The 15,355-nt window shown below is 72.3% G+C and carries 10 protein-coding genes; 7 read left to right on the top strand and 3 right to left on the bottom strand.

Translation table 11 applies throughout. The annotated features are described in order from the left end of the window. Positions 1-226 precede the first annotated feature (226 nt). Together ACFZBU_RS33970 and ACFZBU_RS33965 are read left to right on the top strand one after the other, a co-directional pair. Positions 227-1,588 carry a replication-associated recombination protein A gene (locus tag ACFZBU_RS33970; protein WP_391587556.1) on the top strand — a complete coding sequence of 454 codons (1,362 nt, stop codon included), beginning with the start codon at positions 227-229 and terminating at the stop codon, positions 1,586-1,588. A gap of 656 nt (positions 1,589-2,244) precedes the next feature. Then, a complete protein-coding gene (locus tag ACFZBU_RS33965) occupies positions 2,245-4,797 on the top strand; it encodes an ABC transporter permease (protein ID WP_391587555.1) in 2,553 nt (850 codons plus the stop codon). 355 nt (positions 4,798-5,152) lie between these two features. On the opposite strand, the gene ACFZBU_RS33960 is transcribed toward ACFZBU_RS33965, so the two are convergent. After that, positions 5,153-5,869 carry an alpha/beta hydrolase gene (locus ACFZBU_RS33960; RefSeq protein WP_391587554.1) on the bottom strand — a complete coding sequence of 239 codons (717 nt, stop codon included), beginning with the start codon at positions 5,867-5,869 and terminating at the stop codon, positions 5,153-5,155. Positions 5,870-6,770: 901 nt separating this feature from the next. Here ACFZBU_RS33960 and ACFZBU_RS33955 point away from each other — a divergent pair. Then, the gene (locus ACFZBU_RS33955) at positions 6,771-7,574 is read left to right on the top strand and encodes an NAD-dependent epimerase/dehydratase family protein (protein ID WP_391587553.1); all 804 of its coding nucleotides are present in this window, start codon (positions 6,771-6,773) and stop codon (positions 7,572-7,574) included. 245 nt (positions 7,575-7,819) lie between these two features. On the opposite strand, the gene ACFZBU_RS33950 is transcribed toward ACFZBU_RS33955, so the two are convergent. Further along, complete coding sequence (locus ACFZBU_RS33950; RefSeq protein ID WP_391587552.1) at positions 7,820-9,133, bottom strand: threonine/serine exporter ThrE family protein; 1,314 nt, start codon at positions 9,131-9,133, stop codon at positions 7,820-7,822. A 681-nt stretch (positions 9,134-9,814) separates the two neighbouring features. Continuing rightward, a complete protein-coding gene (locus ACFZBU_RS33945; RefSeq protein WP_391587551.1) occupies positions 9,815-10,600 on the bottom strand; it encodes a DUF2470 domain-containing protein in 786 nt (261 codons plus the stop codon). Between the two features lie 242 nt (positions 10,601-10,842). Here ACFZBU_RS33945 and rpsD point away from each other — a divergent pair, with 242 nt between their 5' ends. From rpsD to alaS, 4 genes are all read left to right on the top strand, one after another. Next, entirely contained in the window at positions 10,843-11,451 is a 609-nt protein-coding gene (rpsD, locus tag ACFZBU_RS33940; RefSeq protein WP_391587550.1) for a 30S ribosomal protein S4, read from the top strand. Between the two features lie 332 nt (positions 11,452-11,783). Next, positions 11,784-12,218 (top strand): DUF948 domain-containing protein, encoded by a 435-nt coding sequence (locus ACFZBU_RS33935; protein WP_391587549.1) that lies wholly within the window; start codon positions 11,784-11,786, stop codon positions 12,216-12,218. Positions 12,219-12,223: 5 nt separating this feature from the next. Then, entirely contained in the window at positions 12,224-12,583 is a 360-nt protein-coding gene (locus tag ACFZBU_RS33930; protein WP_391587548.1) for a DUF6167 family protein, read from the top strand. After that, entirely contained in the window at positions 12,583-15,252 is a 2,670-nt protein-coding gene (gene alaS / locus ACFZBU_RS33925) for an alanine--tRNA ligase (RefSeq protein ID WP_391587547.1), read from the top strand. Before ACFZBU_RS33930 ends, alaS begins: the two co-directional genes overlap by 1 nt. The last annotated feature ends 103 nt before the right edge of the window (positions 15,253-15,355 follow it).

Below are 15,355 nucleotides of genomic sequence, written 5' to 3'. Positions count from 1 at the left end.
GGCAGTGGTGGGTTGCTCGTCCCGGAGGTGGCGGCGGGTGTGGGTGCGATGCCCGTCTCGGGGGTGGTGGCGGGCGTGGGGCGGGCCGCCGGCCGGGTGGGCTCACCGGCGCTCGGTGTGGCGGGCCTCGTACGGCGACGACCGGTCGTGTGCAGGGGGCGGCAGGGGTGCCCGGGAGCGCGTCCCGGGCCGGTCGGGAGTCGGTGGTGAGGGTTAGGGTCGGGGGGTGGATTCCGATCTCTTCACCGCTGCCGCCGAGGCCCGGCAGGCCAAGGACCCCTCGCTCGCGCCGCTGGCCGTGCGGATGCGCCCGCGCGACCTGGACGAGGTGGTCGGTCAGCGGCACCTGCTGGGCGAGGGGTCGCCGCTGCGCCGGTTGGTGTCGTCGGACAGTCGGGTCACCGCGCCGTCCTCGGTGATCCTGTGGGGGCCGCCCGGGACCGGCAAGACCACGCTCGCCTATGTGGTCAGTCATGTCACCAAGCAGCGTTTCGTGGAGTTGTCCGCGATCACGGCAGGGGTCAAGGAAGTGCGCGCGGTGATCGAGGACGCGCGTCGGCAGGCCGGTGCGCAGGGCCGCGACACGGTGCTGTTCCTGGACGAGATCCACCGCTTCTCCAAGGCCCAGCAGGATTCGCTGCTGCCCGCGGTGGAGAACCGATGGGTGACGCTGATCGCGGCGACCACGGAGAATCCGTACTTCTCGATCATCAGCCCCCTGCTCTCCCGCTCCCTGCTGCTGACCCTGGAGTCGTTGACCGACGACGACCTGCGCGAGGTCGTGCACCGCGCGCTCGGCGACGAGCGTGGACTCAAGGGCACGCTCACCCTCGATCCGGACGCCGAGGAGCACCTGCTGCGCATCGCGGGCGGTGACGCGCGACGGATCCTGACCGCGTTGGAGGCGGGCGCGGGATCGGCGGCCGACAAGGGCGAGGACACGATCACGCTGGCCACGCTGGAGAGCGCGGTGGACCGGGCGGCGGTGCGGTACGACCGGGACGGGGACCAGCACTACGACGTGGCGAGCGCGTTGATCAAGTCGATCCGGGGCTCCGATGTGGACGCGGCGCTGCACTATCTGGCGCGGATGATCGATGCGGGGGAGGACCCGCGCTTCATCGCCCGGCGGCTGATGATCTCGGCGAGCGAGGACATCGGAATGGCCGACCCGACCGCGTTGCAGGTCGCGGTCGCCGCCGCGCAGGCGGTCGCGCTGATCGGCTTTCCCGAGGCGCGGATCACGCTGTCCCAGGCGACCATCCACCTGGCCCTGGCGCCGAAGTCGAACGCGGCCTACCTGGCGATCGACGCGGCACTCGGCGACGTCCGAAAGGGGCTGGCCGGCCCGGTGCCGGCACACCTGCGCGACGGCCACTACAAGGGCGCGGCCAAGCTCGGTCACGCGCAGGGCTACGTCTACCCGCACGACGTCCCCGGCGGCGTGGCAGCGCAGCAATACGCCCCCGACGCCATCCACGGCCGCACCTACTACGAACCCACCCGCCACGGCGCCGAAGCCCGATACGCCGACATCGCCACATGGACCCGATCCCGCCTGACCAACGCGACCCCCACGGACGAATAACCCACCCGGACCCCACCCGCCCAAGCCCTGCCGGCCCACAGCGGCCGACAGGTGACGGCCCCACCAGCCGGGCAGCGCCGGCCGATACGCCCCCACCCGCCGGCATTACGCCTGCCCGTGTCGTGCCCGCCCGTGTCGGGCTCGACCACGCCGCCGCGGCGCGTCCGCTGGTGCCGCCGTCCGACCCCCACGCCGTGCCCGCCCGCGCCGCGCCGTGCCCGCCCGCGCCGCGCCGTGCCCGCCCGCGCCGCGCCGTGCCCGCCCACGCCGTGCCGCGCCGTGCCGCGTCGGGGCCGCTCGTGCCGTGCCCGGTTCGCGCCCGGTGTGCCGGTTCGATCGTTCGGATCGGTGAGGCGGTTCTGCGACGCGGGCCGGTAAGGGCGGTTTCGCTGCGTGGTTCGGTGGGGCGGTTCTGTCCGACCGATCGTTCGGGGCCGGGGGGTGGTTCCGTCGTGGTTGTTCGGGTGGTCGTCCGGGGGGTGGATTTTGGGGTCGGTCGTGTGGGCGACTTCGGGGCCGTGCGGTGGGGGTGAGGCGGCGCGGGGAGGGCCGTGGGATGCATGTGGGCGCCGTACCGGTGGGGGACGACCGGGGGAGTGGGGGCGGTCGAGGATGGCGGTATCCCATTGCTCGGCTCGGTTTCCCGGGGGCTGCCCATGTTTCGTTTCGCTCTGCGCAACGTCGTCGCGCACAAGGCCAGATTGGCGATGACCGCCGTCGCCGTGCTCCTCGGGGTCGCGTTCGTCGCCGGCACCCTGGTCTTGTCGGACACCTTGGGCCGGGCCTTCAAGAACACCGCGTCCAGGAGCTTCGCCGACGTTTCCGTCGCGGTGATCGACGAGAACGTGGACCGCACCGGCTCCCGGGAACACGGCCGTCCGGATCCCGCGCTCACCGAGGACACCCTCACCCGGTTGCGCGCGCTGCCGGGAGTCGCCCGGGCGCGAGGCGTGCTGGAGGGCTTCACCGGTGTGGTGGACCGCGACGGCGACCTGCTCGGGTCCGGGTGGACCACCATCGGGACCAACTTCGTACCGACCGGCGACGGAGCCGACCCGCGCTTCCCGATGCGGGCCGGGCGTGGGCCGGCGAACGGCCGCGAGATCGCGTTGGATGCGCGGAGCGCGGACAGGGCCGGCTTCCGGGTCGGCGACACCGTACGCGTCGCACTGAGCGGTCCGATGGTGGAGACCCGGCTGACCGGCGTGTTCGGTACCGACGATCCGCGGGTGTCGGCGGGCGGCTCGCTGGTCCTGTTCGACACCGCCACCGCGCAGCGACTGTTGTTGGCGCCCGGCCGGTACGGCGAGATCGACCTGACCGCGGCCCCCGGTACGAGCGAGACGGCGCTGCGCGACGCGGCCGCGCGGGTGTTGCCCCGCGCCGACAACCTGCGGGTGGACTCCGGGCGGGCGCTCGCCCGAGAGCAGGTGGACCAGATCGAGGCCGGCACTCGGCAGATGACCATCGCGCTGCTCGCGTTCGCCGGCATCGCGCTGTTCGTCGCCACGTTCATCATCGCCAACACGTTCACCATGCTCGTTGCCCAACGCACCCGCGAACTGGCCCTGTTGCGCGCGGTCGGCGCCAGACGCGGACAGGTCACCCGGATCGTGCTGTGCGAGGCGGCGGCGGTCGCCGTGGTCGCCTCGCTGCTGGGCCTCGCCGCCGGGATCGCGCTCGCGGGCACGCTGCGGTCGCTGCTGGAACGGTTCGGCGCCCACCTGCCCGCCGGCCCGCTGATCGTCGAGGCCCGCACGATCGCGGTGGCGCTGCTCGTGGGCTGTGGGGTCACCCTGCTCGCCGCCTGGCTGCCGGCCCGGCGCGCGTCCCGGATCCCGCCGGTCGCCGCGCTGAACACCGTCGAACAACCCGCCGGCCACGGCGGCCTGCGCGGTCGCAGCGTCATGGGCGCGCTGGTGACGGCCGCCGGCGCGGCGCTCACCGGATACGGCCGTTCCACCGCCGGCGACGGCGGCCGAGTGCCGGTGGCCGTCGGGGTTTTCCTGGTCCTGGTCGGCATCCTCCTGCTCACCCCGCTGTTGTCCCGACCCGTGATCGGGGCGAGCGCGCCGTTCCTGGACCGGCCGTTCGGCGTGGCCGGTCGGCTGGCCCGCCGCAACGCCGTCCGCAACCCCCGCCGTACCGCCGCCACCGCCTCGGCGCTGACCATCGGGCTGTGCCTGATCGCCGGTCTGACCATGCTCGGCGCATCGATCCGGCACGCGGTCGAGGAGCGGGCGATCGCCGAGGTGGCGGCCGACTACCGGATCCAAACGGTCAACGGCGCGCCCGTCGATGCGAGCGTGCTCGACGCGGTCGCCCGGGTGCCGGGGGTGACCGCGATGTCCCCGCTGATCCGGGACACGGTGACGCTGGACGGCCGCAACACCGCCGTGATCGGCGTGGATCCCAAGGGAATCGAACGGCTGCTCGCCCTCGGCGGCACGGCCGACGCCGCGGCGGCGCTGCGCCGAGGCGAGATCCTGGTCACGGCGGACACCGCGAGGCAGCGCGGCTGGCGGATCGGGTCCGTGGTCCCGATCGGCTATCCCGACGGCACCCGGGGTCGCGTCACCATCGGCGGATTCCACGGCGATCTCGAACAGTTGACCAAGGTCACCGTCCCGGCCGCGCTCGTACAGGCGCATTCCGCGCACCGCGACATCCGGTCGATCATGGTGCGCACCGCCGACGGCGACGACACACGGACCACGCGGACGATCGAGCGCGCGATCGGCGACAACCCGTTGATCCAGGTCGAGGACCGCACCGACATCCGGCAGTCCATCAGCCGAAGTGTCGACCTGTTGCTCAACATCATGTACGGGCTCCTCGCGATGGCCGTGCTGATCGCCGTGCTCGGCGTGATCAACACGCTGGCCATGTCGGTCTTCGAACGCCGGCGCGAGATCGGGATGTTGCGTGCGATCGGTCTCGACCGCTCGCGGGTGCGCACCATGGTCCGACTCGAATCGTTGGTGATCTCGGTCTTCGGCGCGGTACTCGGGGTGGCCGTGGGCACGTTCCTGGCCTGGGGGATTCTGGGTCCGCTGCGGAGCAAGGTGCCGAATCTGGTTCTGGTCGTCCCGTGGGCCGGCGTCGGCGGATTCCTCGCCCTCGGAGTGGGCGTCGGCATCGTCGCCGCGGTCTGGCCGGCGCGTACTGCGGCCCGCGCCGACGTGCTGGCGGCAATCGGCACCGAGTGAGCGACGTACGCACGACCGCGCTCGCCATCGTCCGGGTGAGGCCAGTACGCCGCTCTCACTGCCGTGTGGGTGAGGTGCGCACCCCGCCTTCGCCATCGTGTGGGTGAGGTGCGCACCCCGCTCTCGCCACCATGTGGGTGACGTGCGCATCCGGCCTCGGCACCGAGTGGGTGACGTACGCACTACGCCGTGGGCATCGTGTGGGTGAGGCTCGCACGCCGCCCTCGGCGCCGTGCGGGTGACGTGCGCATCCCGCCTTCGGCATCGAGCCGAGCGACGTACTTACTGCCGCGCCCCCAGGCGCCGGGTGAGCGTGATCGGCGCGTCCGGGCCCCGCGGCGGGGCACGCCCGGCGTCAACTCACCACCGCGCGCAGCCCGTCCGGGTCCGGCGCCGTCATCGCCCGGGCGATTCCGGGGTCCGGCGTTCCGGTGACGGCGCCCACCACGGTGCGGCGGATCAGTTCGGTCCAGGCCGGGGCCCGCCGCACCATCGCGTGGCCGTCCGGGAGTTCGAAGCGGCAGACCCGCTCGGACACCTCCCGGGCGGCCAGCGCGTAGCGATGCGAGGCCGTCGGGCTGGTGGTGTGGTCGGCCGTGCCGTGCACGATCACCACATCGCGGCCGGCGAGTTGGGTGTACGGCTCGTCGTCCTCGATCCACGGCGCGAGGGCACAGACCGTACGCACACTCTCGTGCTCGGCCACGCGCAACGCGGTACGGCCGCCCATCGAGTGGCCGACCAGGGTGACCTCGGCGTGCGGATAGCGGGTACGGATGCCGTCGAGCGCCCACCACGCGTCCTGGACCGGATCGTGATCGGGCTCGTTCCAACCGCGTACCCGGTAGCGCAGCAGCCAAGTCGCGGCGCCCTCCGCGCGGGTCGCCCGATGCACGCTGCGGGCGATCGGCACCATCCGGCGATAGGCCAGGTTGCGGGTAGACGCGGGTTGCCGACTGCGCGCACGACCGCCGGGCAGGATCAGGACGACCGCCCGGACATCCGTCCCACTCGGCGGCGACCACGTACGCAGAGCGGCGAGCGGCCCGGTGGATGCGTGCGCGTCCGGCATGCGGAGCCTCCATGCTTCTTGCCGGTCCGGCGACCCGGACCCCGTCATCGACCCGAGGCGGCGGATCCCGACCACCAACCCCAAATCCCGAACGCCCTCACCCCCCGCGTCGTTCCCGCTCTCACGCCATCACGAGCAAACCCCCGCCACCCCGGGGGACGCCGACGCCGAGGCGGCGGACCAGCCGAGCACGGGCCCGCAGCCGGCGCAATGCGCATTGCGCGGTGCGCGCTGGGGGCGACCGTGGGTCAAGGCTGAGTTTGCAGTGATCGGGGGCCGCGGGACGGGCTCTCCGACCGCACCTGAGTAGCCGACCGTGGTGTCGGGGCTACGGGGCTACGGGGCTTCGACGAGGGTGGCTTGTCGGGCTGGAGGTCCAGGGCCGGCGTCGGGTCCATCGCACCGCAACACGCCACGAACAACTCACTCGAGACCAGGGTCGCCGACACACCCGACGTCAGTCCCGACACACCGCCCGGCGAGGCGTCCCCAGATCCCGGCTCGGGTGCTTGACCCACAACCACCACACGCCCGACCACCGTCGCCAACAACTGCTCCGCAGCTGCACGCGACGCTCGGCCTGCGCCGTGCGCATCGGGCCCGGGTGCCCGCCGGGTCGGCGACGGCGGTGGCGGAGTTGCGGCGGTACGGCCGTGGCCGGCCGGTGTCGATCGCGACTTCGGGTCGCGAATTTTGATATCCGGTGGCCGAGACGCGTGCGGAACGTGGTCCGACACCACCGGTTGGCTGCCGAGGACGGCAAGCCGGTCCGCGTCCGGTACGCGTGCGCGTCGGAGGCGTGCTGAAGGTCGGGGCAGCCCGATGTGCCGTGCACGCGATTCGGGGCAGGCTGTCGGGGACCGGCTGCGGCTCGGGGTTCACATTGGGCGAGGGGAGCGGGATGAGTCTGGGGAGCGTGGTCGTCACCGGGGCGGCCGGGCGGATCGGGACGGAGCTGCGCAAAGGCTTGCGTGGTGCGGCGAAGCGGTTCGTGCTGCTCGATCTGGTCCCGCTGCGGCCGGAGCACGCGGGAGAGGAGGTGCGCGTCGTCGACCTGCTGGACGCGCCGGCCGTCGAGGCTGCGCTCGCCGGCGCGGATGCGGTGATCCACCTCGGCGGTATTCCGGGCGAGGCGCCGCTCCCGGAACTGGTGCAGGCGAACGTACTGGGCACCCACAACGTGCTGGAGGCCGCCCGACGGACCGGCGTGTCCCGGGTCGTCCTGGCCGGCAGCAATCGGGTCACCGGCTTCCATCCCGTCGGTCGGCTCACCGCTCCGGACGACCCGGTGCGCCCGGACGGTCTGTACGGCGTGAGCAAGGTGGCGTTGGAGGCGCTGGGTCGGCTGTACGCGGACAAGTTCGGCCTGTCGGTGCTCTGTCTGCGGATCGGCAGCTTCGAGCCGGCGCCCGTCGAGCCGCGCCACCTGGCCACATGGCTCAGCCCACGCGACTGCGTCGGCTTCTTCCGAGCGGCCCTGGACGCCCCGATCGCCGCCGGCTTCACCACCGCCTACGCCGTCTCGGCCAACACCCGTCGCTTCTGGACCCTGCCCACGCCCGCCGAACTGGCCTACACACCCATCGACGACGCCGAGCAATACGCCGCCGCCATCCCAGGCGCGGCCACTCCCGCCGACCCGGCCGCCCCGCAGGCGGGCTCCCTCGCCGACCAAGAGTTCACCCTGCGCCACCTCCGCCCCTGATCGCGCACGGCTGCGGCGCGACCGGCCGGGCCCCGTGACCTGCGTCCGCCTCGACGCCGAGCGATACGCCGGAGCCCCGACTTCGGCACCGGACACAAACCCCGCGACCGATGCGCCGACCCCGCGACCGGCGCCACCCCGCCACCGGCGCGCCCCGCGACCGCCGCGCCCAGCACGAACCGCCAAGCGCAGCGCGCCCACCGAGCGCAGCGTGTCGTAGCCCCGCAGCGCGCCCCCGGCATCCGTCAGAAGCCTCGGGTGCGTTTGGAGGCCGGGCGCATTTCGCGGCCGGTGCGTGGTGGTGGGGAGGGGAGTACGAAGCGGGCCGCCTCGGAGCCGACGTTGACGCCTGCCGCGAGGGCCAGGGCCAGGGACGCCGCGTTGACCAGGCTGCGCCAGCCGGTGTCGGTGTGGCCGAGGGCGAGCCCCAGCATGCCCTGATACATCGCGCTGCCCGGGAGCATCGGGCCGATCGCCGGGATCACGTACGGCAGCGCCGACGTCCCGTGCCAACGGGCGAGCAACTGCCCGAGCAGCCCGAGCAGTCCCGTCGCGACGGCGGTCGCGAGCACCGGCGCGGCGCCCGCCTCGCGCAGCACCTGGAACACCGCCCAGCCGACCGCACCACCCGCCGCCGCGACCGGCAGCAGCACCCGTCGCACCTGGACCAGCACCGCGAAGGTCATCGACACCGCGCCCGCCGCGAGGAGTTGCACCGCGCGGGGGTTGGCGTTGAGGTTGAACGTGCCCTCGACGTTGAACTGCACGCCCACCTGGTCGCCGATGTAGATCACGATCGAGATGCCGACGATGATGCCGACGATCAGGTAGAAGACCTCCAGCAACCGGGCGGCGGCGGTGATGTAGAAGCCGGTCAGCCCGTCCTGGACCGCGGCGACCAGAGCCCGCCCGGGCAGCAGCGCGAACAGCCCGCCGGTGACCACGGCGTAGGGATTGATGCCGACCCCGACCTTGATCATTCCCACCGTGATCGCGGCGGCCGGCATCGAGGCGAGCACGAACTGGTAGAACTCCGGCACCCCTCGGTCGGAGAGCAACTGCGCGAGCCGCTCGCCGATCAGCGCCGCGACGCAGGCCGCGATGGCCACGATCACCCCGCCGCCGACCATGACGCTGGCGAAGGCCGCGATCAGACCGGCGGACAGCAGCAGCAGGTTGCGTGGATACGGGTGCCGGTTGCGGCGGATGTCCGCGAGCCGGTGGTACGCCTCCTCCAGGGTCAGATCGGCGCCGGTGATGTCCGAGACCAACTGGTGCGCCTCGTCGAGCCGGGTGTAGTCCACCGCGCGCCGGCGGACCACCCGTTCGCCGGTGACCGGCGGTTCGACCAGGGACGGCTGGTAGGACAGGGTGATCGCGACGAAGGTCACATTGGGCTGGCAACGTTCCAGACCGTACGCGTCGGTGATGCCGAGCATCGCCGCCTCGACGTCCTCGCCGCCCTCGCCGCTGGCGAGCAACAGTTCGCCGGTGCGCAGCGCCAGGTCGAGCACACGCGGGACCGAGGGGCCGGCCTCCGGCTTCTCCGGGGCGGGCACGATCGGGATGCTCGCGGTGTGCCCGCTGAATCGCAACTGGGTGCGCAGCCGGTCCTGCCACGGGCTGGCCCCGGATCGGGCCGCGGGCCGGGTTTCCGGCTCCCAGGGTGCGCGGGGGTTCGGATGGTCGCGGCCTTCCCCGTTCGCCGGTTCCTCCGGCCTGTGTCGCGAATGATGCTCCGACACCCCGTGTGGTCCCTTCCGCCGTGCGCGATGCGGTCGTTCCGCGTCGGCGGTCTCCTGCCCGGTCCGCCGTGGCGATCCGCCCGGGTGGATCGCCACCCGTTGCCGCGACCGGAAACGTTAGCCGGTCCCGGGTGCCCGACACGGCACACCACGACGCGGCCGGGTACGCGGCCCACCACGACCGCGCACGACCGATCCCGGACCGGGAGACTGCCCACCCAAGATCGCATCATGCGACCCACATCGCATGACACGCATCATGCGTCACTGCAACATCGCGGACACGCGTCATGCGCCAGGGGCCACCTCACGCGCCAAGCGTCACGCGCCGCCGCACGCATCAGGCGACCGGGGGGAGTCTCCCGATAGCCACACATCACACGAGGCGGGGGAGCCGCCCGAGAGCCACACATCACGCGACACGGGAAATTCGCCCGAGAGCCGCCCGACCCGAACCGACCCGGCCCATCCGACCCGGCCCCACCCGACCCCGCATCACCCCTGCCCCTGCACCCCGCCATGCACCCCGTGCAGCAACCGGCGCAGCGCCTCGCCCAGTTGCGTCGGACCCGCGACCGGCGTCTCGAAATCGAACCGCACGTCGCACGTACGCTCCGGCCCGCCCGTGCGCAGTCGGATGCCGTGTCGGTCCAGCGACACCGGCGCGACCCGCTCGTCGCAGGCCGGTGCGCCCGCCAGGCTCGCCAGCCGGCACAGGTCGTCGCCGTGCGCGGCGGCGAGGTGCTGGAGTAGTTCGGCCTCGTGGTCGGCCAGCGGGTCGGGCCGGGCGTCCGCGTACTCCTCCGGCTCGACGTGCCCGGTGCCCCACAGGTCGTCGACCAGCACTTCGCCGACCTCCAGGCGCACGATGGTGCCCGCTCGCGGCGATGCGGTGGGGTCGGGGGCCTGCTCGGCCAGCCGGGCGGCGGCCTCGTCGGCGTCGGCGCCGGTGGGGATGGTCAGCCAGCCGGCGATCCAGCAGTGCGCCCGGACCCGGTGCGGCACGGCGACCGGTGCGACGTCCACCAGGTGCAGCACGGCGGCCACGTCCTCGCGCGAGGTCAGTACGACCGCGGCGGTCTCGCCCGGGACGAGCAGCAGCAGCGAGCCGTCCGGCTCGACCGCCCGGGCGGCCGGGACCACCTGCTCCTCCCGGTCGCCGGGCAACTCCAGGGTGGCCGAGCCGGCGAAGCCGGCCAGGGTGCGGGCGCGCTCGGCGATTTGCGGCCGTCGGGAAGAGACATCGGTACGCCCGGCGTTGGCCTCGGTGGGAACAGACATGGCGTCCTCCAGGTGTGGCGCTCGTTTGCGACCCCCGTGCGGGCTACCGAACGCATCGTCGTTAAGGTTAGGCTTACCTAAGTGCACCGATCTTGGCAAGGCGACCCGCGTCACGGCGGCCCGAGCGAAAGCGGCCCTCGAAGGGCCGCCGCCACCGCGGCCGACCGCGCGACGGCGAGCCGCGCACAGGCGGCCCACCAGGACGACCCACACCGAAACATGCCCGCACGGAGGACCCGACCTTGAACCAGACCCGACCCAAGATCCGGCGCAGCCGTGCGCTCGGTGTGGCGCTCACGCCCAAGGCCGCGAAGTACCTGGAGAACCGGCCGTACCCGCCGGGCGAGCACGGTCGTGGTCGCAAGCAGTCCTCGGACTACAAGACCCGGCTGATGGAGAAGCAGCGTCTGCGCTTCCAGTACGACATCTCCGAGGTCCAGATGCGGGCCGCGTTCGACCGCGCCAACAAGCACTCCGGCAAGACCGGCGACGAGCTGGTGGTCGACCTGGAGCGCCGGCTCGACGCGTTCGTGCTGCGCGCGGGCTTCGCGCGCACCGTCTACCAGGCGCGGCAGATGGTCACCCACGGCCACATCGAGGTCAACGGCGGCAAGGTGGACAAGCCGTCCTACCGGCTCAAGCCCGACGACATCGTCGCGGTGCGCGAGCGCAGCCGGAACAAGCCGCTGTTCCAGGTGGTCCAGGCCGGCGGGTTCGCCGCCGCCGAGACCCCGCGCTACATCGAAGTCCGCCTGGACAAGCTGATGGCGCGCCTGGACCGGCTCCCGCAGCGCCGCGAGGTCCCGGTGATCTGCGACGAGCAGTTGGTCGTCGAGTACTACTCGCGCTGATCCGCGAGCGCATCCGACGCCGGACCTCGCCGATCCGCGCCGACCGCCCCGAACCACGCCGCAGCGCACGCCGAACCACGCCGCAGCGAATCCGAGGGCACCGCACCAACCCGCTCCCGCTCCGTCGCGGCCGTGCGCCGAGCCCTCGCACGGCGGCATTCCGACGGCACCGGACCGGCGATCGGGAAGCGACGCCAAGTCAACACACGCGCCACACCGACCGCGCGGGTTTCCTCGGACGAGGAGACCCGCGCGGTCGCGGTAGGGTCGGGTTTTCCGAGGCGGGCCACGCATGTCTGCCGCCTCGACTGATCCCACTCATCAAGGAGCGCATGACGGTGTCGGGTGGCGAAGTCGCGCTGATGATCATCGCGGTTTTCTGGGCGATCCTGGTCGCCTTTCTCGCAGTGGCTCTGGTCAAGCTGGCGAAGGTGCTCAAGGAGGCCACGACCCTGGTCGCAGGAGTGGCGGACCGAGCCGTTCCGCTGCTCGACGAGGTGACCGAGACGGTCCGGGCGACCAACGCCCAGATGGGCCGGGTCGACCAGATCGCGGGCAACGTGCAGACCATGACCACGAACGCCACCGCGCTTTCCTCCACGGTCGCCGCCACCCTGGGCGGCCCGCTCGTGAAGACCGCCGCGTTCAGCTACGGTGTCCGCCGCGCGTTGTCCGCGCAGCAGCGCGCCGAGCTCGGCCGCCGGGTGCGGGTGGCGGCCAAGGCGCAGAAGGTCGCACGGCAGCGCAGCATGCGCGGGAGAGGCTGAGTCGAATGGCGAGGCTGTTCTGGATCGCGGTCGGCGCCGGCGCCGGCGTCTGGGCCGCGCGCAAGGTCAAGGACAAGGCGTACAAGTACACGCCCGAGGGCGTCGCCGACAATGTCACCGGCATCGGTGAGGCGATCAAGTACTTCGCGGACGAGATCCGCGCGGGCATGGCCGAACGCGAGCAGGAGCTGTACCGCGCCATCGGCGCGGACGTGGCCGCCGCGTCGTTGCCGCCCGCCCCGGTGCGGCGCGTGTTGCCCGGCACCCGGGAACCGCACGAAGACTGGCACGACGGGCGTGATCTCTACGACCCGCGTGAGCTGTACGAAGGCAAAGCAAGGTACGACCGAAGGGACGGCAGCTGATGGAATCGGCAGAGATCCGGAAGCGCTGGCTGCGCTTTTTCGAAGAGCGCGGACACACCGTCGTCCCCTCGGCCTCGCTGGTCGCGGACGACCCCACGCTGCTCCTGGTGAACGCCGGCATGGTGCCGTTCAAGCCGTACTTCCTCGGTGAGGTCAAGCCGAGCTTCAAGCGCGCCACCAGCGTGCAGAAGTGCGTGCGCACCCTGGACATCGAAGAGGTCGGCAAGACCACCCGGCACGGGTCGTTCTTCCAGATGTGCGGCAACTTCTCGTTCGGCGACTACTTCAAGGAAGGCGCGATCGGCCTCGCCTGGGAGTTGCTCACCAACTCGATCGAGGACGGCGGCTACGGGCTGGACCCGGAGAAGTTGTGGATCACCGTCTACCTCGACGACGACGAGGCCGAGCGCATCTGGCGGGACGTGATCGGCGTACCGCCCGAGCGCATCCAGCGCCTGGGCAAGTCGGAGAACTTCTGGTCGATGGGCGTGCCCGGTCCGTGCGGCCCGTGCTCGGAGATCAACTACGACCGCGGCCCCGCCTACGGCGAGGAGGGCGGCCCGGCCGTCAACGGCGAGCGCTACCTGGAGATCTGGAACCTGGTCTTCATGCAGTACGAGCGCGGCGCCGGGACCGGCAAGGACGACTACCCGATCCTGGGCGAGCTGCCCGCGAAGAACATCGACACCGGCCTGGGCCTGGAGCGCCTCGCGTGCATCCTCCAGGGCGTCGACAACCTGTACGAGATCGACACGTCGCGGATGATCCTGGACCGCGCCGCCGACCTCGCGGGCAAGACCTACGGCCAGGACCACAGGAACGACGTGTCCTTGCGCGTGGTGGCCGACCACGTGCGCACCGCGGTGATGCTGATCGGCGACGGCGTGGTGCCCGGCAACGAGGGCCGCGGCTACGTGCTGCGCCGGATGATGCGCCGGGCGATTCGCAACATGCGCCTGCTGGGCGCCGAGGGCGAGACGCTGCACGACCTGGTCGAGACCACGATCAAGGCGATGGGTCCGCAGTACCCGAACCTGATCGAGGAGGCCGAGCGGATCGACGCCGTCTCGGTGGCCGAGGAGAAGCGCTTCCTGGCCCGACTCCAGGAGGGCACCGCGCTCCTGGACGAGTCGATCGTCAAGGCGAAGAGCTCCGGCTCCGCGGTACTCCCCGGCGAGGTGGCGTTCCTGCTGCACGACACCGAGGGCTTCCCGATCGACCTGACCCTGGAGATCGCGGCCGAACAGGGCCTGGCGGTCGACGAGGACGGGTTCCGCCGGCTGATGAACGAGCAGCGGCAGCGGGCCAAGAAGGACGCCCAGGCGCGCAAGCAGGGGCTCGCCGACCTCTCCGTCTACCGCGAGGTCGCGGACGCGGCCGGCGGCACCGTGTTCACCGGCTACCACGACACCTCGGACGAGGCGACCGTGGTCGGCCTGCTCGTGGACGGCGTGCCCGCGCCCGCCGCGCACGAGGGCGACGAGGTCGAGGTGGTGCTCGACCGCACCCCCTTCTACGCCGAGGGCGGCGGCCAGCTCGCCGACACCGGCCGGATCCGGCTGGACACCGGCGCCGTGGTCGAGGTCCGCGACGTGCAGACCCCGGTCGCCGGTGTCACGGTGCACCGCGGTCGGGTCCAGGTCGGCGAAGTACTGGTCGGCGCCCAGGCGTCGGCCCAGATCGACACCAACCGGCGGAACGCCATCGCCCGGGCGCACAGCGCGACGCACCTGACCCACCAGGCGCTGCGCGACGCGCTCGGCCCGACCGCGGCACAGGCCGGGTCGGAGAACGCGCCCGGCCGCTTCCGGTTCGACTTCGGCGCACCCGGCGCGGTGCCGGGCAGCGTGCTCACCGACGTCGAGCAGAAGATCAACGAGGTGCTCGCGCGCGACCTGGACGTCACCGCCGAGGTGATGTCGATGGACGAGGCGAAGAAGCAGGGCGCCGTGATGATGTTCGGCGAGAAGTACGGCGACCGGGTCCGCGTGGTCACCATGGGGGACTACTCCAAGGAACTGTGCGGCGGCACGCACGTGCACAACACCGCCCAACTGGGCCTGGTCAAGCTGCTCGGCGAATCCTCGATCGGCGCCGGCGTGCGCCGGGTCGAGGCGCTGGTGGGCACCGACGCGTACAACTTCCTGGCGCGCGAGCACACCATCGTCAACCAGCTCACCGACGTGGTGAAGGGCCGCCCGGAGGACCTGCCCGAGCGGGTCGCCTCGATCATGGCCAAGCTGCGCGACGCGGAGAAGGAGATCGCGGCGCTGCGTGGCGCCCAGGTGCTCCAGGCCGCCGCGGGTCTGGTCGAGGGCGCGCAGGACGTGCACGGCGTCGCGCTGGCGACCGCGCAACTCCCGGACGGCACCACGCCGGACGACCTGCGCAAGCTCGCGCTGGACGTACGCGGCCGGCTCGCGGCGCGCCCGGCCGCGGTCGCGGTCGTGTCGGTCGTGAACGGCAAGCCGATGGTCGTGGTGGCCGCCAACGAGGCCGCGCGCGAGCGCGGCGTCAAGGCGGGCGAACTGGTCCGCGTGGCCGCGCAGACCCTCGGCGGCGGCGGTGGCGGCAAGGACGACGTGGCCCAGGGCGGCGGTTCGGACCCGGCCAAGGTGGCCGACGCACTGGCCGCGGTCACCCGGACAGTCGCCGAACGCGCCTCCTGAGGCGTCCCCTACCCTCGTTCCCCCGGTGTGTGTGGAAGTCTGGAACCGGACTCCCCTACCACCGGGGGACTTGTATGACGGGGCGTCGTGCCCGAATAGTTCA

Source organism: Embleya sp. NPDC008237 (assembly GCF_042956465.1).
Lineage (GTDB): Bacteria > Actinomycetota > Actinomycetes > Streptomycetales > Streptomycetaceae > Embleya.
The sequence above is the reverse complement of the archived record's forward strand: the minus strand, read 5'-3'. Positions and strand labels throughout refer to the sequence as shown.